The 20,074-nt window shown below is 72.0% G+C and carries 20 protein-coding genes and 4 tRNA genes; 7 read left to right on the top strand and 17 right to left on the bottom strand.

Annotated features, from left to right (window positions below; genetic code table 11):
* Nucleotides 1-2 precede the first annotated feature (2 nt).
* The 4 genes from BLP29_RS08905 to rplJ all read right to left on the bottom strand — a co-directional run bounded on the left by BLP29_RS08905 (nucleotide 3) and on the right by rplJ (nucleotide 3,248).
* Nucleotides 3-824, bottom strand: coding sequence for an MlaE family ABC transporter permease (locus BLP29_RS08905; protein WP_243469807.1), 822 nt, complete (start codon nucleotides 822-824; stop codon nucleotides 3-5).
* A complete protein-coding gene (locus tag BLP29_RS08900; RefSeq protein ID WP_279385441.1) occupies nucleotides 821-1,981 on the bottom strand; it encodes an ABC transporter ATP-binding protein in 1,161 nt (386 codons plus the stop codon). The genes BLP29_RS08905 and BLP29_RS08900 overlap by 4 nt, the downstream gene beginning before the upstream one ends.
* Before the next feature lie 250 nt (nucleotides 1,982-2,231).
* A complete protein-coding gene (gene rplL / locus BLP29_RS08895) occupies nucleotides 2,232-2,621 on the bottom strand; it encodes a 50S ribosomal protein L7/L12 (RefSeq protein ID WP_092802558.1) in 390 nt (129 codons plus the stop codon).
* A 15-nt stretch (nucleotides 2,622-2,636) separates the two neighbouring features.
* A complete protein-coding gene (gene rplJ, locus BLP29_RS08890; protein WP_092802555.1) occupies nucleotides 2,637-3,248 on the bottom strand; it encodes a 50S ribosomal protein L10 in 612 nt (203 codons plus the stop codon).
* Between the two features lie 330 nt (nucleotides 3,249-3,578).
* Between rplJ and BLP29_RS08885 the strand changes: the two genes are divergently transcribed.
* Both BLP29_RS08885 and BLP29_RS08880 read left to right on the top strand, forming a co-directional pair.
* Nucleotides 3,579-4,937 (top strand): SAM-dependent methyltransferase, encoded by a 1,359-nt coding sequence (locus BLP29_RS08885; protein WP_092802552.1) that lies wholly within the window; start codon nucleotides 3,579-3,581, stop codon nucleotides 4,935-4,937.
* A 17-nt stretch (nucleotides 4,938-4,954) separates the two neighbouring features.
* On the top strand, nucleotides 4,955-5,764 hold the full coding sequence (locus tag BLP29_RS08880; protein WP_207798385.1) for a DUF1295 domain-containing protein: 810 nt from the start codon (nucleotides 4,955-4,957) through the stop codon (nucleotides 5,762-5,764).
* A gap of 61 nt (nucleotides 5,765-5,825) precedes the next feature.
* Here BLP29_RS08880 and rplA read toward each other — a convergent pair whose 3' ends face one another.
* The 11 genes from rplA to BLP29_RS08825 form a co-directional block, all read right to left on the bottom strand.
* A complete protein-coding gene (rplA, locus tag BLP29_RS08875) occupies nucleotides 5,826-6,548 on the bottom strand; it encodes a 50S ribosomal protein L1 (RefSeq protein ID WP_092802549.1) in 723 nt (240 codons plus the stop codon).
* Nucleotides 6,549-6,697: 149 nt separating this feature from the next.
* Nucleotides 6,698-7,126: a 50S ribosomal protein L11 gene (gene rplK, locus BLP29_RS08870; protein WP_092802546.1), complete on the bottom strand. Its 429-nt coding sequence runs from the start codon at nucleotides 7,124-7,126 to the stop codon at nucleotides 6,698-6,700.
* Nucleotides 7,127-7,171: 45 nt separating this feature from the next.
* A complete protein-coding gene (gene nusG, locus BLP29_RS08865; protein ID WP_092802543.1) occupies nucleotides 7,172-8,092 on the bottom strand; it encodes a transcription termination/antitermination protein NusG in 921 nt (306 codons plus the stop codon).
* A gap of 55 nt (nucleotides 8,093-8,147) precedes the next feature.
* Nucleotides 8,148-8,762, bottom strand: coding sequence for a preprotein translocase subunit SecE (gene secE, locus BLP29_RS08860; protein WP_207798384.1), 615 nt, complete (start codon nucleotides 8,760-8,762; stop codon nucleotides 8,148-8,150).
* An 84-nt stretch (nucleotides 8,763-8,846) separates the two neighbouring features.
* A tRNA-Trp gene (locus tag BLP29_RS08855) sits at nucleotides 8,847-8,919 on the bottom strand.
* A gap of 260 nt (nucleotides 8,920-9,179) precedes the next feature.
* On the bottom strand, nucleotides 9,180-9,605 hold the full coding sequence (locus BLP29_RS08850; protein WP_092802540.1) for a MaoC/PaaZ C-terminal domain-containing protein: 426 nt from the start codon (nucleotides 9,603-9,605) through the stop codon (nucleotides 9,180-9,182).
* A complete protein-coding gene (locus BLP29_RS08845; RefSeq protein WP_092802537.1) occupies nucleotides 9,602-10,051 on the bottom strand; it encodes a MaoC family dehydratase N-terminal domain-containing protein in 450 nt (149 codons plus the stop codon). Before BLP29_RS08845 ends, BLP29_RS08850 begins: the two co-directional genes overlap by 4 nt.
* A 36-nt stretch (nucleotides 10,052-10,087) precedes the next feature.
* The gene (gene rpmG, locus BLP29_RS08840; RefSeq protein WP_091061338.1) at nucleotides 10,088-10,252 is read right to left on the bottom strand and encodes a 50S ribosomal protein L33; all 165 of its coding nucleotides are present in this window, start codon (nucleotides 10,250-10,252) and stop codon (nucleotides 10,088-10,090) included.
* Nucleotides 10,253-10,337: 85 nt separating this feature from the next.
* Nucleotides 10,338-10,411 (bottom strand) — tRNA-Met (locus tag BLP29_RS08835).
* A 45-nt stretch (nucleotides 10,412-10,456) separates the two neighbouring features.
* Nucleotides 10,457-10,529: transfer RNA gene (locus BLP29_RS08830), tRNA-Thr, on the bottom strand.
* A 90-nt stretch (nucleotides 10,530-10,619) separates the two neighbouring features.
* The gene (locus BLP29_RS08825; RefSeq protein WP_243469806.1) at nucleotides 10,620-13,121 is read right to left on the bottom strand and encodes a putative bifunctional diguanylate cyclase/phosphodiesterase; all 2,502 of its coding nucleotides are present in this window, start codon (nucleotides 13,119-13,121) and stop codon (nucleotides 10,620-10,622) included.
* Between the two features lie 733 nt (nucleotides 13,122-13,854).
* On the opposite strand from BLP29_RS08825, the gene BLP29_RS21515 reads away from it, so the two are divergent.
* Nucleotides 13,855-14,283, top strand: coding sequence for a pilus assembly protein TadG-related protein (locus tag BLP29_RS21515; RefSeq protein WP_243469805.1), 429 nt, complete (start codon nucleotides 13,855-13,857; stop codon nucleotides 14,281-14,283).
* 76 nt (nucleotides 14,284-14,359) lie between these two features.
* Here BLP29_RS21515 and BLP29_RS08815 read toward each other — a convergent pair.
* Nucleotides 14,360-14,441 (bottom strand) — tRNA-Tyr (locus BLP29_RS08815).
* Nucleotides 14,442-14,526: 85 nt separating this feature from the next.
* Between BLP29_RS08815 and BLP29_RS08810 the strand changes: the two genes are divergently transcribed.
* Nucleotides 14,527-15,018: a YajQ family cyclic di-GMP-binding protein gene (locus BLP29_RS08810; RefSeq protein ID WP_092803218.1), complete on the top strand. Its 492-nt coding sequence runs from the start codon at nucleotides 14,527-14,529 to the stop codon at nucleotides 15,016-15,018.
* 35 nt (nucleotides 15,019-15,053) lie between these two features.
* On the opposite strand, the gene htpX is transcribed toward BLP29_RS08810, so the two are convergent.
* Nucleotides 15,054-15,929: a zinc metalloprotease HtpX gene (gene htpX / locus BLP29_RS08805; protein WP_092802531.1), complete on the bottom strand. Its 876-nt coding sequence runs from the start codon at nucleotides 15,927-15,929 to the stop codon at nucleotides 15,054-15,056.
* A gap of 81 nt (nucleotides 15,930-16,010) precedes the next feature.
* On the opposite strand from htpX, the gene BLP29_RS08800 reads away from it, so the two are divergent.
* The 3 genes from BLP29_RS08800 to BLP29_RS08790 all read left to right on the top strand — a co-directional run bounded on the left by BLP29_RS08800 (nucleotide 16,011) and on the right by BLP29_RS08790 (nucleotide 20,007).
* The gene (locus BLP29_RS08800) at nucleotides 16,011-16,850 is read left to right on the top strand and encodes a GAF and ANTAR domain-containing protein (RefSeq protein ID WP_133379090.1); all 840 of its coding nucleotides are present in this window, start codon (nucleotides 16,011-16,013) and stop codon (nucleotides 16,848-16,850) included.
* Between the two features lie 104 nt (nucleotides 16,851-16,954).
* On the top strand, nucleotides 16,955-18,898 hold the full coding sequence (locus tag BLP29_RS08795) for a 2-oxoacid:acceptor oxidoreductase subunit alpha (protein ID WP_092802526.1): 1,944 nt from the start codon (nucleotides 16,955-16,957) through the stop codon (nucleotides 18,896-18,898).
* Nucleotides 18,895-20,007 (top strand): 2-oxoacid:ferredoxin oxidoreductase subunit beta, encoded by a 1,113-nt coding sequence (locus tag BLP29_RS08790; RefSeq protein WP_243469804.1) that lies wholly within the window; start codon nucleotides 18,895-18,897, stop codon nucleotides 20,005-20,007. Before BLP29_RS08795 ends, BLP29_RS08790 begins: the two co-directional genes overlap by 4 nt.
* Nucleotides 20,008-20,074 lie beyond the last annotated feature (67 nt).

Below are 20,074 nucleotides of genomic sequence, written 5' to 3'. Positions count from 1 at the left end.
GTTCAGGACCCCTTCGGCGGCACGAGCTGGAAGTAGATCGCGGTGATGACGAAGTTGACCGCGAACAGCAGCAGGAACGTGATGACCACCGACTGGTTGACCGCGTCGCCGACGCCCTTGGGCCCACCACCGGCCCGCAGCCCCTTGTAGGAGGCGACGATGCCGGCGATCAGCCCGAAGATCAGCGCCTTGATCTCCCCGGACCAGAAGTCCTCCACCTGGGCCAGGGCGCTGAAGGACGCCAGGTAGGCGCCGGGCGTGCCGCCCTGCAGGATGACGTTGAAGAAGTAGCCGCCGGTCACGCCGACCACCGAGACCAGCCCGTTGAGCAGGACGGCGACCAGCATCGCGGCCAGCACGCGCGGGACCACCAGGCGCTGGATGGGCGAGATGCCCAGCACCTCCATGGCGTCGATCTCGTCGCGGATCTTGCGGGCGCCCAGGTCGGCGCAGATCGCCGAGCCACCGGCCCCGGCGATGAGCAGCGCGGTCACGATCGGGCTGGCCTCGCGCAGCACGGCGAGCACCGACGCCGAGCCGGTGAACGACTGGGCGCCCAGCTGGCGGGTCAGCGAGCCCAGCTGCAGGGCGATGACGGCGCCGAACGGGATGGCCACCAGGGCGGTGGGCAGGATCGTGACCGAGGCGACGAACCAGGTCTGCTGGATGAACTCGCGCAGCTGGAACGGCCGCCGGAACACAGCTCGGACGACGTCGAGGGCGAAGGCGAAGAGGTTGCCGCTGGCCTTGAGGGGCCGGGTCGGGGAGAACGTCCCGTCCAGCAGCCCCGGCGCCTTCGGCTTCTCGCCCGGGGTTGCGGTCACGAACGGCCCCGTGGGTCGGGGAGGACCAGGTCGGCGCCGTCCTCGGTGCGCCACTCGCGCTCGCCGGCCACGGTGGGCTGGTAGGACCCCGAGTCGGCCAGGGCCAGCAGGTCGGCGGGCAGGCTGGCGCGGATGGCGTCGGCGGTGGCCGGGTCGTACGTGTGCAGCATGCGGGCCACCCGCTCCTGGCGGCGGCGCACGGCCTTGCGCTCGGGCAGGCCGGGGCTGGGCTCGAGCTGCGGGGGCACGGCGTCGCCGCCGGAGGCGCCCTTGGGGCCCACCCCGTTGTGCTGGTCGCCGCCGCGCGCCTCGAGCGCGGCCATCTCGGCCTCGACCTGGGCGACGTCCTTCTCCTCGCTCATGCCGATCGGCCCCTCGCGGCGCCCGTTGAGGAACTGCCGGACGACGGGCTCCTGGCTGGTGAGCAGCTGCTCGCGCGGCCCGAACATGGCCAGGTGCCGACGGAAGAGCAGGCCGAGGTTGTCGGGCACGGTGCGGGCGGTGCCGATGTCGTGGGTGACGATCAGGAAGGTGGCGTCGATCTGGGCGTTGAGGTCGACGATGAGCTGGTTGAGGTAGGCCACGCGGACCGGGTCGAGGCCGGAGTCGGGCTCGTCGAAGAGGATGACCTCGGGGTCGAGCACCAGCGCCCGGGCGATGCCGGCGCGCTTGCGCATGCCGCCGGAGATCTCACCGGGGAGCTTCCCCTCGGTGCCGGCCAGGCCGACCATGTCCATCTTCTCCATGACGATCCGACGGACCTCGGACTCGTTCTTCTTCGTGTGCTCGCGCAGCGGGAAGGCGATGTTGTCGTAGAGGTTCATCGACCCGAAGAGGGCGCCGTCCTGGAAGAGCACGCCGAACAGCCGGCGGACGTCGTAGAGCTCCCGCTCGGAGCAGCTGACGATGTCGGTGTCGGTCATGACGATCGACCCGCGCTCGGGCTTGAGCAGCCCCACGAGCGACTTGAGGAAGACCGACTTGCCGGTGCCCGAGGGGCCCAGCATCACCGAGATCTCGCCCGGCGGGAGCGTGAGGGTGACGTCGCTCCAGATGTTCTGGCTGCCGAAGGACTTGGTGAGTCCCTCCACGTGCACGGCGACGCCCACGGTCGACCCTCCTCCACCGGCTGCGGTGCCGGCACCTGCCTGCTGCATGCGGGCCCCGGCATCATGCGGCCACTCTCGCGGCCGCGCATGTCTACTGGGGAGTAACGAAGGCCGAGGTTAGTGGTTACGCAGGTCACGGCAATCACGTGGCCCCCGTCTCACACCCGATCGTGATCTGCCGCCACGCAGCGCGACCGCCCGCACACGCAGCAGGGGCCGCACCTCCGTGGAGGTGCGGCCCCTGCTGTCGATCGGTGTCACCCGGGGGTGACGGGCCCGGCGTGCGCCGGGCGGGGTGTCACTTGACGGTGACGGTGGCGCCGGCGCCCTCGAGGGCAGCCTTGGCCTTCTCCGCGGCGTCCTTGGCGACCTTCTCCAGGACCGGCTTGGGCGCGCCGTCGACCAGGTCCTTGGCCTCCTTGAGGCCGAGCGAGGTGAGGCCGCGCACCTCCTTGATGACCTGGATCTTCTTGTCGCCGGCGGACTCGAGGATGACGTCGAACTCGTCCTGCTCGGCGGCGGCCTCGGGGGCAGCGCCACCACCGGCGGGGCCGGCGGCAGCCACGGCCACGGGGGCGGCGGCGGTGACCTCGAAGGTCTCCTCGAACTGCTTCACGAAGTCCGACAGCTCCAGGAGGGTCATCTCCTTGAAGGCGTCGAGCAGCTCGTCGGTGGACAGCTTGGCCATGTCTTCTCCTACTGGTCAGTCGTCGCTGGCCGCGGGCGCGGCGTCAGCGTCGGTGTCGGGGGTGGTGGGTGCAGCAGCGGTGTCGTCGGCGGGGGCCGCCTCGGGAGCGTCGCCCGCGGGCTTCTTCTCCTTGAGCGCCTCGGCGAGACGGGCGACCTGCGACAGCGGGGCCTGGAACAGCCCGGCGGCCTTGGTGAGGTTGCCCTTCATCGCGCCGGCCAGCTTGGCCAGCAGGACCTCACGGGACTCGACGTCGGCGAGGCGGGTGACCTCGGCGGCATCGACCGTGCGGCCCTCGACGACCCCGCCCTTGACGACGAGGGCCGGGTTGGCCTTCGCGAAGTCACGGATCGCCTTGGCGGCCTCGACCGGGTCACCGGCGATGAACGCGATGGCGGTGGGGCCGTTGAGCAGCGGAGCGAGGTCGGCGTGGCCGACCGAGTCCGCGGCCCGCTTCGTCAGGGTGTTCTTGACGACGGCGTAGCTGCTGCCCGCACCGAGGGAACGACGCAGCTGGCTCAGCTGCGCCACGGTCAGCCCGCGGTACTCGGTGAGCACCGCCGCACTCGAGTCCTGGAACCGGCTGGTGATCTCCGCGATCGCCGCATCCTTGGCCTGCGTGGGCATGGGCCTCCTCTCTCAGTCGGGGTGACCACCGGAGGAGGCACGGCGCGGCTGCGATCGAGAGGGGCCGGAGACGACAGACGCCCCGGCGCGAGGCGCACGGGGCGTGAGCAGGCGAAGCCTGCGGACGAACCGTTCACCTGCGCGGGCCGCCCGGACGGATCCGGGACCTTCGATCGCACGCGGACGTGCGACGACCAGCGGTCTGGGGGGAACGCCGAGAAGAGTACACGCCCCCACCGTGCGGGGTGCACGCCATCCGACGGGCCACCGTCGGACGAACACCGCAGGATCTACCCGGAGCGCCCGCCGCACGACAGGAGCACACCCCGCATGAGCAGCACCCCCGCGCCCGCCCGCAGCACCGACCGCTCGGTCGCCGGCCGCCTCGCCGCCCTGGTCGGCGAGGTCTTCGGCGGGTCCGTCCCGGTGCGGATCCGCGCCTGGGACGGCAGCGAGGCAGGGCCCGCCGACGCCCCGGTCGTCGTCCTGCGCAGCCGTACCGCCCTCCGCCGCCTGCTCTGGGACCCGAACGAGCTGGGCCTGGCCCGCGCGTACGTGGCCAGTGAGATCGACGTCGAGGGCGACCTGGCCGAGGGGCTCTCCCGCGTCTGGGCGCTGGTGCGGGAACGTCCGCCGTCGCTGCCCGGGGTGCGCGACCAGCTGCGCTGGGGCCGCACGGCCCTGCGGCTGGGCATCGTGGGCCGGCGCCCGGCCGCCCCGCCGGAGGAGGCCGTGCTGTCGGGCGAGAAGCACACCACCGACCGCGACAGCGACGCGATCAGCTACCACTACGACCAGAGCAACGACGTCTACCAGGCCCTGCTCGACGAGCACATGGCCTACTCGTGCGCCTACTTCCGCGAGGACCCCGCCACCGACCCCGGCGCCGCCGACGGCAGCTACACCGTCACCGACGCCCAGCGGGACAAGCTGGAGCTGGTCTGCCGCAAGCTGGGCCTGCAGCCGGGCATGCGGCTGCTGGACGTCGGCTGCGGCTGGGGATCGATGATCCTCTACGCCGCCCAGCACCACGGGGTGCACGCCACCGGTGTGACCATCTCCGCCCAGCAGCGCGACCACATCGAGAAGGTCGTGGCCGAGCGCGGGCTGGCCGACCGCGTGACGGTGCGCCTGCAGGACTACCGCGACGTGCCGCTCCCCGCCGAGGGGCCCTACGACGCGATCAGCTCGATCGAGATGAGCGAGCACGTGGGGCAGGAGCAGTACCCGGTCTACGCCGCCACGCTGCACCGCCTGGTCAAGCCCGGGGGGCGCGTGCTCGTGCAGGCCATGAGCCACCCGAGCGCCCCCGGCGGCGGCGCCTTCATCGAGCGCTACGTCGCCCCCGACATGCACATGCGCCCGACCTGGCAGACCGCCGAGATGCTGGCGGCCCCCGGTCTCGAGCTGCGCGACGTCGAGAGCATCCGCGAGCACTACGACTGGACCGTGCGCGCCTGGGGCGTCCGCCTGGAGGAGCGGTGGTCCGACGTCACCGCGATCATCGGCGAGGCCGGCGCCCGCATCTGGCGGCTCTACCTGGCCGGCGGCGGGCTCACCTTCGCCGAGAACCGCATGGGTGTGGACCAGTTGCTCTTCGCCAAGCCGACCCCCACCGGCCGCAGCGGCATGCCCGAGACCCGCGGCTCCTGGTACGAGGGCCTCGGCGCCCCGCACCGGGCCTCCTGAGCGGCGCCGTGGTGGGTGTGGACTGGGGCGCGCTGGGGGGCGGCGTCGTCGTCTCGTCCGTCGTGCTGCTGGCCGTGTTCACCGGTACCTGGCTGCTGGCGCTGCGGCTGGGCCGGCACTCGGTGGTCGACGTCGTCTGGGGCCTGGGCTTCGTCGTCGTCGCCCTCGTGGGCCTGCTCACCGCCCGGGCCGGGGGGCACGGCGACCTGGGCCGGCAGCTGCTCGTGCTGGGCCTGACCGCGGCCTGGGGCGTGCGGCTGGCCGTGCACATCGGACGCCGCAACGGCGACCGCGAGGACCCGCGCTACGAGCAGATCGCCGCCCGGGCCACCGGATCGGTGGCCGCGCACCTCTACCGGCGCGTGTACCTCCCGCAGACCGTCGTCCTGTTCGCGGTGTCGCTCCCCCTGCTGGTGGCCGCGTTCCAGGACGGCGCGGCCACCTCGGGCTGGCCGCTCGTGGTGGTGCTGCTCGGGGTGCTCGTGTGGTCGGTCGGCTTCACCTTCGAGACCGTCGGCGACTGGCAGCTCGAGCGGTTCAAGGCCGACCCCGCCAACCGGGGCCGGGTCAACGACCTCGGCCTCTGGCGGTACACGCGGCACCCGAACTACTTCGGCGACGCCTGCGTCATGTGGGGGCTCTGGCTGCCCACCGCCGCGCACTGGTCGGGATGGGTGTTCGTCGTCTGCCCCGTGCTCATGACGCTGAACCTGGTCAAGGGCTCCGGCGCGGCCATGACCGACAAGCGGATGCGGAGCACCCGCGAGGGCTTCGCCGAGTACGTCGAGCGCACCAGCGGCTTCGTGCCGTGGTTCCCCCGGAGCTGACCCCCGGACGCAGAACGCCCCCGCAGCCTGGCTGCGGGGGCGTTCTGCGTGTGCGGGTCGATCAGAGCTGGGAGGCCTCGTCGACGAGCAGGTTGCGGGTGCGGTTCGGGTCGACCTGGATGCCCGGGCCCATCGTCGTGGAGACGGTGACCTTGCGGACGTAGCGGCCCTTGGCGGCCGAGGGCTTGGCGCGCAGGACCTCGTCGAGGGCCGCGGCGTAGTTCTCGACCAGCTTGGTCTCGTCGAAGGAGACCTTGCCGATCACCAGGTGCAGGTTGGACTGCTTGTCGACGCGGAAGTTGATCTTCCCGCCCTTGATGTCGTTGACGGCCTTGGTGACGTCGGGGGTCACGGTGCCGGTCTTCGGGTTCGGCATCAGGCCACGGGGGCCGAGGATGCGGGCGATGCGGCCGACCTTGGCCATCTGGTCGGGGGTGGCGATCGCGGCGTCGAAGTCCAGGAAGCCGCCCTGGATGCGCTCGATCAGGTCGTCCGAGCCCACGACGTCGGCGCCGGCGGCCTCGGCCTCGGCGGCCTTGTCACCGGTCGCGAAGACGATGACGCGGGCGGTCTTGCCGGTGCCGTGCGGCAGGTTGACGGTGCCGCGGACCATCTGGTCGGCCTTGCGGGGGTCGACCCCGAGGCGGATCGCGACCTCGACCGTGGCGTCGTACTTGGTCGTCGACGTCTGCTTCGCCAGACCGGCCGCCTGCAGCGGGCTGTAGAGCTGGGCGGGGTCGACGAGCTCGGCTGCCTTGCGGAAGTTCTTGCCGTGCTTGGCCATGTGGTGCTCCTGTTCCACCCGGATGACCCGGGCGATCGTGTGGTGAACGGGCCTGGCCGGCCCTCCCACGGAGAAGACGTTCTTCTCCGGCCTCGGTGCAGGGGCCCGACCCGCGCGAAGCGTGGGTCGGGGGGCACCGAGGTCCTTCGTTAGTTGACGGTGATGCCCATCGACCGGGCGGTGCCGGCGATGATCTTCTCGGCCTGGTCCAGGTCGTTGGCGTTCAGGTCCTCCATCTTGACCTGGGCGATCTCGCGGACCTGGTCACGGGTGACCGAGGCGACCTTGGTCTTGTGCGGCTCGCCGGAGCCCTTCTCGACACCAGCGGCCTTGAGCAGCATGCGAGCGGCCGGCGGCGTCTTGGTGATGAAGGTGAAGGAGCGGTCCTCGAAGACCGAGATCTCCACGGGGACGATGTCACCGCGCTGCGACTCGGTCGCGGCGTTGTAGGCCTTGCAGAACTCCATGATGTTGACGCCGTGCTGGCCGAGCGCCGGACCGACGGGCGGCGCAGGGGTGGCCGCGCCGGCCTTGATCTGGAGCTTGATGACCGCGGTCAACCGCTTCCTGGGGGGCATGACTTCCTCTTCTTGTCGTTCAGGGGGTGGTGCGGATCAGCCGGGTCAGAGCTTCTGGACCTGGCTGAAGGACAGCTCGACCGGGGTCTCGCGGCCGAAGATGGAGACCAGCACCTGCAGCTTCTGCTGCTCGGCGTTGATCTCGTTGATGGTGGCCGGGAGGGTCGCGAAGGGCCCGTCCATGACCGTGACCGACTCGCCGACCTCGAAGTCGACCAGCGGGGTGCTGGCGGCGCCCTGCGCCGGGACGCCGGACTCGGGTGCGGAGGGGGCCTTCGCGGTGGTGGCCGGCACCAGCAGCTTGACGACCTCGTCCAGGCTCAGCGGCGAGGGCCGCGAGGTGGCACCGACGAACCCGGTGACCCCGGGGGTGTTGCGCACCGCGCCCCACGAGTCGTCGGTGAGGTCCATGCGCACCAGCAGGTAGCCGGGCAGCACCTTGCGGTTGACCTGCACCCGCTTGCCGTTCTTGATCTCGGTGACCTCCTCGGTCGGCACCTCGATCTGGAAGATGTAGTCCTCCATGTCCAGGCTGGTGATGCGCGACTCGAGGTTGGTCTTGACCTTGTTCTCGTACCCGGCGTAGGAGTGGATGACGTACCAGTCGCCGAAGGCGCTGGCCAGCGCCTTGCGCATGGCCTCGGCCGGGTCCTCGTCCTCCGCCTCGGCGGTCTCGAGGACCTCCTCGGTGAGCGGGTCGTGGTCGGGGGCCGGCTCCAGGGTCGTGTCGCCCACCAGCGCGTCGTCGACGGCACCGCGGGCGTTGCCCGACCCGCCGGCGACGGCGTCGGCCATGGGGTTGTCGGCGGTCAGGTCGCCGGTGTCCACCGAGCCCTCGGCCGCACCGGTCTCGCGCACGCCGGTCTCGGCGTCGACGGCACCGGTCGCGGCGTCGACGGCGGCGTCGGCCGTCGGGTCCTCGGTGGCGGTGTCGACGGCCTCGTCGGTCTCGCGGGGGTCGGTCACGGGGTGGGTCTCTTTCCTGTGCGTCGGTGGTGCGTGCTCGGGTGGGGGGCGGCGGTCAGCCGAAGACGGCGATGACGCCCTGGGCGAACAGGATGTCCAGCCCGGCCACCAGCGCGACCATGAAGGCCACGAAGACGATGACGACGGTCGTGTAGGTGATCAGTTCGCGGCGGCCGGGCCAGATGACCTTGCGCAGCTCGGCGACGACCTCGCGGAGGAAGCGGCCGATGCTGCGCTTCTCGCGCAGCTCGGCGGCCCGGGCTCGCTCGGCCTCGGCACGGGTGCGCGTGACCTCCGTCTTGCCGGACTCGCCCTTGGCGGCGGTGCTGCCGCGCGCAGGCCGCGTGGTGCGGGCCTCGCTGGCCGGACGTCCACCCGGTCGGTCGCGGCGACGGACGCGGGGCGCCTCGACCTCGTCGTCGGCGTCGTCGTCCGCGTCGTCGGCGGTGATGGCGCCGCGGCGGCGACGGGTCGGGGTCGCGACGACCTTGTCCTCGTCGGCGGCGGCCTCCTCGGCGACCTCGGCCTCGGCGGCCTCGAGCTCGGCGGCGTCCTCGACCCCGGGGGTCTCGGCGTCGATCTGCTCGTCGGTCAGCTCGCGGTCGGCGGGCTCGGACCCGGCACGGCGACGGGCGACGTCACCCTCGGTGCCCGGCTGCTCGTCGCTCACTGCGCCTCGCCTCGTCGTCGGTGGTGGGGTCGGATCACTCCGCCGCCCCGGCCGGGGCGGACCGCCGGCGGACCGGCGGAGGAGCAGGGGTGACAGGACTTGAACCTGCAGCCTGCGGTTTTGGAGACCGCTGCTCTGCCAATTGAGCTACACCCCTAGGCGGCCGCACGGGGCGGACGCCGGGGGACGAGACCCGCCGTGGCGCACGGTGGTACCAGTCGGTGAGGAGAGGTACCGGGGCACGCCGGTGGCAGGGTGCACGAACCCCGAGCGAGAAGTGTACGTGACCGCCTCCGGGCCCGGCCACCACGTACCCGACCAGCGGTCAGAAGAGCGGGACGACGGCTCGTGCCGGCGGAAGGACTCCTCGCCCCCGGCACACGCCGCGTGCGCACCGGGTCCCTGCGAGGGGGGGCGTCAGAGCTGGACGACGGCTCGCGCCAGGCTCAGGACCTTGGCGCCGTCGCTGGTCACCGTGAGGTCGACGCGGACGCGGTCGTCGTCCAGGAGGGCGGCCACGCGCCCGGCGACGACGACCTCGGCGCCCTGGTCGTCGTCGGGGACGACGACGGGCCGGCTGAACCGCACGGAGTACTCCACGAGCGCACCGGGGTCCCCGGCCCACGCGGTGACCGCGCGCGCGGCCAGACCGGCCGTGAGCATGCCGTGGGCGATGACCCCCGGCAGCCCCACCTCGGTGGCGACGCGCTCGTTCCAGTGGATGACGTTGAAGTCACCGCTGGCACCGGCGTAGCGGACCAGGTCGGCCCGGGTGACCCGCGAGACCTGCCCGGGCAGCTCGGTGCCGACCTCGACGTCGGCGAAGCGGACGACCGCGGTCACGAGGCACTCCCCCGGGCGACGAGCATCGCGCTGGTGCGGCAGACCGGTTCGCCGTCCTCGGTGGCCAGGTCGACGCGGGTGGTGAGCATGTCGTTGCCGGCCACGCTGCGCACCGCCTCGATCGAGGCGGTGGCGACCAGCCGGTCGCCGGCCCGGACGGGGCGGTGGTGGACGAACTTCTGCTCGCCGTGCACCACCCGGCTGTAGTCGATGTCGACGTCGGGGTCGGCCAGCACGACGTCGCCGGCGCCCAGGCTCAGCACGATGGCGAACGTGGGCGGGGCGATGACGTCGGGGTGGCCCGCGGCACGGGCCGCGACCGGGTCGCGGTACACCGGGTCGGGGTCGCCCAGCGCGGCGGCGAACTCGGCGATCTTCTCGCGACCGACCTCGTACACGGCAGAGGGCGGGTAGCTGCGCCCGACCAGTGATGCGTCCAGCGTCATGCTCCCCGCCCTCCGGCGATCCGTGCGACCGTCAGGTCAGCGGGTCTCGCGGTGGATCGTGTGCTTCTTGTCCGTGGGGCAGTACTTCTTCAGCTCGAGCCGGTCGGGGTCGTTCCGACGGTTCTTGCGGGTGATGTAGTTGCGGTTCTTGCACTCCTGGCAGGCCAGGGTGATCTTCGGACGGACATCGGTGGCTGCCATGAGCGTTTCCTCGCCTTGTTCTGTGCGGAGCGTGGCAGCAGGTGCTGACACGACGACGGACCCCGACCTCGGGGTCCGTCATGGGTAGCGGCGACCGGACTTGAACCGGTGACACAACGATTATGAGCCGTTTGCTCTACCAGGCTGAGCTACGCCGCCGAGTGACCTCGCGGCCGAAGTCTACCGACTGGACCGGCTGGTCGGAGCCCCTTTACGGAATCGAACCGTAGACCTTCTCCTTACCATGGAGACGCTCTGCCGACTGAGCTAAAGGGGCCTGCGTACTGCGCGGGGGACACTACCCGGCCCTCTCGGACGCGGCTCGTGCGGCCCCTCGCGGAGCGTGCTGGAGAAGCCTAGCAAACCCTCACGAGCGCACGAACAACCGCCTGTGCGGCGAGCCGGCGACCGCCGAGCGCACCCCGGTGCGCGCCAGCAACCAGGCCTCCAGCCGGTCGTCGGGCAGCGGTCGGCTGACCAGGAAGCCCTGCAGCTTGTCGCAGCCCATCTCGGTCAGCAGGTCGCGGGTGACCTCGTCCTCGACGCCCTCGGCGACCACCCGCAGCCCGAGGTTGTGCGCCAGCTCGACGATCGAGCGTGCGATGAAGGACTCGCTCTGGCTGGTCGACATGCCCAGCACGAAGGACTTGTCGATCTTCAGCTCGTCGATGGGCAGCTGGCGCAGCTGGGACAGCGACGAGTAGCCGGTGCCGAAGTCGTCCATGGACAGCCGCAGGCCCAGGGAGTGCAGGTCGGCCAGCACGGTGGAGTTGCGCACCGAGTCGTCGACGACGATGCCCTCGGTCAGCTCGAGCGTGAGCAGCGAGCCCGGGACACCGTGCTTGCGCAGCGCGCCGCGCACCCGGTCGACCAGGTCGGACTCGGCCAGGCAGCGGGCCGAGAGGTTGACCGCCACCGAGAGGCCGATGTCCTGGTCCAGCCACTTGCGGCACCGCTCGAGGGCGAGGTCGAGCACGTAGTCGGTGAGCGCGCCGATCCGCCCGATCTGCTCGGCCAGCCCGATGAAGTCGTCGGGCGGCACGTTGCCGTACCGCGGGTGCGCCCACCGCACCAACGTCTCCACCGACACGATGTCGGAGGTGCGGGTGTCGACGATGGGCTGGAACACCACGGTGATCTGCTTCTCGGCCATCGCCGACTCGAGCTCGGTGCCCAGCTGCAGGCGGCGCAGGCTCTGCTGGTCGAGCACCGGGTGGTAGCTGGCGACGCCGCCGGAGGCGTGCCCGGCCAGCAGCGCCACGTCGGCGCGCTGCATGAGCGTGCCGGAGTCCTGACCGTGCACGGGCGCAGCCGCGACACCGAGGGTGAGCAGGACGTCGAGGTCCAGCCCGGCCACCCGCGCGCGGGTGGCGGCGGCGTCGCGGAGCCGGCGGGCCGCGCGCTCGGTGGCCGGCAGGCTCAACCCCGGCAGCAGGACGGCGAACTGGCCGCCGTCCATGCGGGCGACCAGGGCCCCGGGCGGCGCCTGCTCGCGCAGCAGACCGGCCGTGACCATGAGCAGCTCGTCGCTGGCGGCGTGGCCGAGGGTGTCGGTGACGTCGGTGTGGTTGTCCAGCGAGGCGAGCACCAGGCCGACCCGGACGTCGGGGTCACCGCCCAGCAGGTCGTCGATCTCCGTCGCCAGGCGCTGCCGGTTCGGCAGGCCGGTGAGCCCGTCGTGGTCGGCGTCGTACCGGATGCGGGTGAGCAGCTGCTGCTGGCGGATGGCGGCGTTGACGTGGGTGAGCATCGAGTCCAGCGCCGCGCGGTCGCCGGCCTGGAAGGACACGACGTCGCTGCGCCGGTCGCAGACCTCGAGGTAGCCGAACTCCCCCGCGGCGGTGACCACGGGAGCGCCCAGCACCTCCTGGGCCCCCCGCCGCTGCAGCGCGACCGACTCCTCCGCGGTGGCCCGGCCGGCGGTGAGCAGCACCGGGCCGGCGTCGTCGGTGGCCACCGCCCGGCGCCGCACCGGGTCCTCCGGGTCGCTGGGGCCGTCGTACCACTCCTCGGAGCCGTCGGCCCGGGCGACGACCAGCCGCGGCTCGGCGTCGAGGTAGGGCGGCAGCCAGAGCGCGACGCGGTCGGCGTTCAGGAGTTCGCGCACGGCGGTCGCGATGCGCCGCAGCCCGGTGTCGTCGGAGGCGACCTCCTCCACCCGGCGCGCGAAGTCGTAGACCTGCTGGAGGCTGCTGCGCTCCCGGTTGACCCGGGCGGTCTGGCGGAACAGCAGCAGCACCGCGGCCACGAGCGGGAGGACGACGACCAGCGCCCAGGTGGTCTCGCGCAGCAGCAGCAGCACGACGATCCCGATGCCGACGCCCAGGAAGGGCAGCGCCGCGCCCGTGCCCAACGACGCCTTCCAGAAGGAGGCACCGGGGACACCGGCGGTCATGCTGATGGCCAGGGCGACCAGCACGTTCCCGGCCAGGCCGGCGCCGATGAGGGCGACCAGCAGCGCCAGCCAGGACAGCGGCTCCTGCAGGTCCACCGGGGGGAACAGCCCGAGCACGAGGGCGGCCACGGCCACCTCGGTGACCCCGGTGGCCAGGTTGAACACGAGCTTGGGCGGGGCGTAGCGCTGGTGCACCAGGGCGACCAGCAGGGCCGCGGTGCGCGCCACGACGGTCCAGAAGGCCCCGACCTCGATGAGCCCGACCACGAGCACGAGGTCCATGAAGGAGAAGGCCCAGGTCTGCCGGCCGAACTCCAGGTGCAGCGGCACCGACTCGGCGACGACCCCGCCGACGAAGACCACGCCGACGATCCACCAGACCGGGGCGCCGTCGGGGGGCCGCAGCGCGAGCACGCCGGAGACGGCGGCGATGGCGACCGCGAGGGCGGTCGGTGTCCACGGCCACCGGAGCACGGAGGACCGCCGCGCGTGCGCGGGGGTCGATACCTCGGCCAACGAAGCCCTGACTCTAGGAAGCGGGTCGGCGCGAGGCTAACAGCGAGTGACCGCCGTTCCAGGCCCTTCTCACCACGACGGGGCAGTCGCCAGGACGGCGACCGCCCCGCGGGTCAGGGGGTCAGCAGTGGGTCAGGCCCACTTGCCCGTGCGGGCCCACTTCCCCGTGCGGGCCCACTTGCCCGTGCGGGCCCACTTGCCGGTGCGGGCGGTGCTGGACATGGCGGTGGTGCTGGACATGACGCCTCCTCAGGCATGGGTGGACTGCTCGAATGCGGCAGCCGCCCACGCGGGGGCAGAGCTAGGTCGGCACGGACCGCTGCGAGAAGACTCCGAGCCGTCACCCGGTCGGGCAAGTCGTTGACAGCACGACCAGGTGATGAACGGTGGCGTCGCTACGTTGCGTCGACAACTCGCGACCCGAAGTCATCGAAAGGATGACATTCGACCGTGCGACACCGCAATACGGCCCGTCACCGGTCCCGGGCCGGTCCCCCGCGCCTCCCCGGCGGGCGGGGTCGTGGTCCCGACACGCCCGGTCGGGACGACGGCACGTGCACGGGTGTCGAGCGCCCGTGTCGTGACGCTGCGCAACTGCCCGCGGACCCCCGGCGCAGGCACCGCCGACCGCCGTCCCCATCCGGGTGACGGCGGGGTCCGGCCCGCGCCGCGTGGACCTACAGTCCGGCCGGTGGACAGCGGCGGGACGAGGTCGGAGCAGGGCTCCAGCCTGCCCTTCGTGCTGGTCTGCTGGCTGGTCGCCGCCCTGATGAGCTTCGGCGCCATCGCCGCGTCCGACGCGTTCCTCGAGCAGCAGCGGGTGCAGTCGGCCTGCGACGGCGCCGCCCTCGCCGCGGCCAACCAGACGTCCGACGGGGCCGCCTACGCCCGCGGCGTCGCCGGCTCCCTGCCCCTGGACCGGTCCGCGGCCGAGGTGGCCGTGGCCGACCAGCTGGCCGACGGCGGCACCCGGCTGGACGGGTGGTCGGTCGTGGTGCGCGGCGACGAGGCCACCGTGACCTGCACCCGCTCGGTGCCCATCGCGTTCGGTTGGCTGTTCCTCGGCGGCGCGCCGCTCGAGCGCACCGCGGTCGCCAGCGCCCGGGCACCCACGGTCTGAGCCGGCCGGCGGGGCCACCGCACCCCGGGACGACGACGGCCCCCGACCGTGGGGTCGGGGGCCGTCGCACCAGGCGTGGCGGGTGAAGGATTCGAACCTTCGTAGGCTAAGCCGACGGATTTACAGTCCGCTCCCATTGGCCACTCGGGCAACCCGCCGTGTGCTGTGGTGCTCGACGAGCGTACAAGACCGGTCCGGGTCACCCACGAGGTGGCCCGCGACCACGAGGAGGAGAGTCCCGACATGGCAGATGCGTCCTTCGACGTCGTGAGCAAGGTCGACCGCCAGGAGGTCGACAACGCCCTGAACCAGGCCGGCAAGGAGCTGTCCCAGCGCTTCGACTTCCGGGGCACCAACGCGAGCATCGCGTGGGCCGGCGAGGAGGGGGTCACCCTGACCGCCGACACCGAGGAGCGGGTCGCCGCCGCCCTCGAGGTGTTCAAGGAGAAGCTGGTCAAGCGCGGCATCTCGATGAAGGCCGTCGACGCCGGCGAACCGCAGGCGTCGGGCAAGACCTACAAGATCTCGGCGACCATCCAGCAGGGGATCGCCTCGGACAAGGCCAAGCAGATCGCCAAGGCCATCCGCGACGAGGGCCCCAAGGGCGTGCAGGCGCAGATCCAGGGTGACCAGCTGCGGGTCAGCGGCAAGAAGCGCGACGACCTGCAGGCGGTCCAGCAGCTGCTCAAGAGCAAGGACTTCGAGATCGCCCTGCAGTTCGACAACTACCGCTGAGCCGACCGCGGCGCCCCGTCGCCGGGGCGCCGCCGTCAGGACTGGCCGAGCTCCCGGGCCATCGCCTCGAGCCGGGCGATGCGCTCGGGCATCGGCGGGTGCGTGGCGAACATCGAGGCCATCCCGGCGCCCCGGAACGGGTTGGCGATCATCAGGTGGCTCTGGGTCACCAACCGCTGCTCCTGCGGCAGCGGCCGGGCCGCCACCCCGCGCTCGAGCTTGCGCAGCGCCGACGCGAGGGCCAGCGGGTCGTGCGAGAGCTGGGCGCCGGAGGCGTCGGCCTGGTACTCGCGACTGCGGCTGACCGCCATCTGCACGAGACCGGCGGCCACCGGCCCCAGGAGCACCAGCAGCAGGCTGCCGATCGCGTTGCCGCCGCCCCGGTCGTCGGAGCGACCGCCGAACAGGCTGGAGAACATCGCCATCTGGGCGGCGAAGGTCACCACGGTGGCCATCGCCCCGGCCACGGAGCTGATCAGGATGTCGCGGTTGTGGACGTGCGAGAGCTCGTGGGCCAGCACACCGCGAAGCTCGCGCCGGTCGAGCAGCTCGAGGATGCCCTGGGTGCAGCAGACCGCGGCGTTGCGCGGGTTGCGACCGGTGGCGAAGGCGTTGGGCTGGTTGGTGGGGCTGACGTACAGGCGCGGCATGGGCTGGCGGGCCTCGGTGGCCAGCTCGCGCACGATGGCGTACATCTGCGGCGCCTGGGTCTCGGTGACCGGGAAGGCGCGCATTGACCGCAGCGCGATCTGGTCGCTCTTGAAGTAGGCGTAGCCGTTCACGCCGAGGGCCACGAACACCGCGACGACCAGCCCGCTGCGGCCGCCGAGCAGGGCACCGACCAGCAGGACGAACCCGGCCATCACGCCGAGCAGCAGCGCGGTCCGCAGACCGTTGTTCCAGCGGTGCACGCCCGACCAACGCGGCGGGTCGGGACGCCGTTCCCACCTGCGCGAGGTTTGCGTTCTGCGCGGTGGAGCAACCAGGTGGGCATGAGCACCGACACCGACACCGGCGAGCAGGACCTCGTCCGGGACCGCACCGACGAGCCCGACCTCCTCGACGTCGACGTCCTGAACCGGGCGTCCGGGCGCGGCACGCGCGACCTCGTGGCCCAGGCCGCGGCCGACCAGCCGGCCGCCGTCGCCCTCGTCGTCGACGCCCTCACCGGCTCCGAGGCCCACGGCCGCGACGTGACCGAGCTGCTGCAGCTGGTGGCGCGCACCGCGAAGGCCGCCATCGCCGACTGCGACTCCGCCGGGGTCACCGTCGTCCAGGAGGGCACCCCGTTCACCTCGGCGTGGACCGACGAGCGCACCCTCTCCGTCGACCGCGACCAGTACGACGTCGGCGACGGCCCCTGCCTGCACGCCGTCCGTCAGCAGACCTGCGTGCGGGTCACCGTGAGCGAGGCCGTGCAGCTGTGGCCGGACTTCACCCGCGCGGCCCGGGCCGACGGCGTGCTGGCCTTCCTGGCCTGCCCGCTGGTGGTCGACGGCCAGCAGTTCGGCGCCCTCAACCTCTACAGCCGCTCACTGGACGGCTTCGGCGACGCCGACGAGGCGCTCGCGGTGCTCATCGCCCGCATCGCCAGCGGTCTGGTGGCCGGGCAGCTGCGCCAGCACCGGTCGGCCGCGCTGGTCTCGCAGCTCGAGGAGGCCATCGCCTCGCGCGCGGTCATCGAGCAGGCCAAGGGCGCGATCGCCGTCGTCCGCCAGGTGTCCCCCGACGACGCGTTCGGGGTGCTGCGCACGGTCAGCCAGGACACCAACGTGAAGCTGCGCGAGGTCGCCGCACGCACGCTGCGGGAGTTCGGGGCGCTGCTCGGCTGACCTGCAGAAGTGAGGGCAGCCTGTGTGCTGCCTCACGCTGCCCTCCCGGCGACGCGCCGCACCGTCACGGGAACGTAATCTCGGCCGGTGGAGGTACACCCCTGATGACCCACAGCACCCCCGAGCAGGCCCCCGTCGAGGCTCCGCCCTCGGCCCCGGGCGGGCTCGTCAAGAGCGTCGTGCAGCTCGACCGCGTCGTGATCCGCCTGGCGGGCGACTCCGGTGACGGCATGCAGCTGACCGGCAACCGGTTCACCAGCGAGACGGCGTCCTTCGGCAACGACCTGTCGACGCTGCCGAACTTCCCGGCCGAGATCCGGGCGCCCACGGGGACCCTGGCGGGTGTGTCCAGCTTCCAGCTGCACTTCGCCGACCACGACATCATGACCCCGGGTGATGCCCCCGACGTGCTGGTCGTGATGAACCCCGCGGCCCTGAAGGCCAACCTGGCCGACCTGCCCGGTGGTGGTCTGCTGATCGCGGACTCCGACGAGTTCACCCCGCGCAACCTGGCCAAGGTCGGCTACGCGGAGAACCCGCTGGAGGACGGCTCGCTGGACGGGTGGCAGCTGGTCAGCGTGCCGCTGACGTCGATGACCACCGACGCGCTCGCCGACTCCGGCCTCGGCAAGAAGGAGGCCGAGCGCAGCAAGAACATGTTCACCCTCGGCCTGCTGTCGTGGATGTACCACCGCCCCACCGAGGGCACCGTCCGCTTCCTGGAGCGCCAGTTCCGCAAGAAGCCCGAGATCGCCGCGGCCAACATCGCCGCGTTCCGGGCCGGGTTCAACTACGGCGAGACCACCGAGGCGTTCGCGGTCTCCTACGAGATCAAGCCCGCCCCGATGGCCCCGGGCACCTACCGCAACATCTCGGGCAACCAGGCGCTGGCCTACGGCCTGGTCGCGGCCGGGCAGCGGTCGGGCCTGCCGGTGTTCCTGGGTGCCTACCCGATCACCCCGGCCTCGGACGTGCTGCACGAGATGAGCAAGCACAAGGCCTTCGGCGTGCGCACCTACCAGGCCGAGGACGAGATCGCCGGCATCGGTGCCGCACTGGGCGCCAGCTTCGGCGGCGCCCTGGGCGTGACCACCACCAGCGGCCCCGGTGTGGCGTTGAAGGCCGAGACGATCGGATTGGCGGTGATGACCGAGCTGCCGCTGGTCATCGTCGACGTCCAGCGCGGTGGCCCCTCGACCGGTCTGCCCACCAAGACCGAGCAGTCCGACCTGCTGCAGGCGATGTTCGGGCGCAACGGCGAGGCCCCCGTGCCCGTGGTGGCCCCCCGCTCGCCCGGCGACTGCTTCGACGCAGCCATCGAGGCCGCCCGCATCGCCTTGACCTACCGCACCCCGGTGTTCCTGCTGTCCGACGGCTACCTGGCCAACGGCGCCGAGCCGTGGTCGGTGCCGGCCGCGGACACCCTGCCCGACCTGCGGGTGGAGTTCGCGACCGAGCCCAACGGCCCCGACGGCGAGTTCCTGCCCTACCTGCGCGACCCCGAGACCCTCGCGCGGCCGTGGGCGGTGCCGGGCACCAAGGGGCTGCAGCACCGCATCGGCGGGCTGGAGAAGGCCGACGGCACCGGCAACATCAGCTACGACCCGGCCAACCACGACTTCATGACCCGCACCCGGCAGGCCAAGATCGACGGGATCGCCGCCTCGCTCCCGCCGACCGAGGTCGACGACCCCGACGGCGACGCGAGGGTCGCCGTCATCGGCTGGGGCTCCACCTACGGGCCGATCGGGGCCGCCTGCCGGCGGATCCGACGCTCGGGCCGCTCCATCGCCCAGGTCCACCTGCGGCACATCAACCCGATGCCGGCCGACCTGGGCGACATCCTGCGGTCCTACGACCGCGTGGTGTGCCCGGAGATGAACCTGGGCCAGCTGGCCCTGCTGCTGCGCGCGAAGTACCTGGTCGACGTGCAGAGCCACACCCAGGTGCGCGGGCTGCCCTTCCGGGCGGCCGAGCTCGCCGCCGTCCTGCAGGACGTCATCGACAGCACCGTCACCCCGACCACAGCATCGGAGGTCACCCCGTGACCACCCACCCCATCGACGAGCACGTCCACGAGCTGGGCATGCCCGCCTTCGACCAGCGCATCGCCGACGCCGTCGCCCGGTCGGTGGAGCTCGGCGGGGAGAAGCAGACCTCGCTGAAGGCCAAGGACCTCAAGACCGACCAGGAGGTGCGCTGGTGCCCCGGCTGCGGTGACTACGTCATCCTCAACGCCGTCCAGTCGTTCCTGCCCAGCCTGGGCATCGCCCGCGAGGACATGGTCATCGTGTCGGGCATCGGGTGCTCGTCGCGCTTCCCGTACTACATGAACACCTACGGGATGCACTCCATCCACGGCCGCGCCCCGGCCATCGCCACCGGCCTGGCCGCCTCGCGACCGGACCTGTCGGTGTGGGTGGTGACCGGTGACGGCGACGCGCTCTCGATCGGCGGCAACCACCTCATCCACACGCTGCGCCGCAACGTGAACCTGACGATCCTGCTGTTCAACAACCGGATCTACGGGCTCACCAAGGGCCAGTACTCCCCCACCTCGGAGATCGGCAAGGTCACCAAGAGCACCCCGATGGGCTCGCTGGACCACCCGTTCAACCCCGTGTCGTTGGCCCTGGGCGCCGACGCCACGTTCGTGGGCCGGGCGATGGACTCCGACCGCAAGGGCCTCACCGACGTGCTGCGACAGGCCGCCGAGCACCAGGGCACCGCGCTCGTGGAGATCTACCAGAACTGCAACATCTTCAACGACGGCGCCTTCGAGCTGCTCAAGGACCCGCTGACCGGCACCCAGTGGTCGATCCCGCTGGTCCACGGCGAGAAGCTCGTCTTCGGCCCCGACGGCGCCTCGTGCGTGGTCGCCGACGGCTGGGGCGGGCTGCGCATCGCCGAGACCAACCAGGTCGACGAGGCCGACATCGTGGTGCACGACGCGCACCGCACCGACCCGGCCTACGCCTTCGCCCTGTCCCGGCTCTCGCACCAGGACCTGCGCTACACCCCGATGGGCGTGTTCCGCTCGGTGCGCAAACCGACCTACGACGCGATGATGACCGACCAGCTCGCCGACGCCCGGTCCGGCCAGCCGGCCGACCTCGACGCGCTGCTGCGTGGTTCGGACACCTGGACGGTCGACTGACCTTGCGCCACCGCCCCGTCCGGCGGACAGTGTCTCTGTGACCCAGCGACACACACACTTCCGGACG

The sequence above is a fragment of the Klenkia marina genome, assembly GCF_900101025.1.
Taxonomy (GTDB): domain Bacteria; phylum Actinomycetota; class Actinomycetes; order Mycobacteriales; family Geodermatophilaceae; genus Klenkia; species Klenkia marina.
Note: the sequence above shows the minus strand (reverse complement) of the source record. Positions and strands in the feature narration are given on the sequence as shown.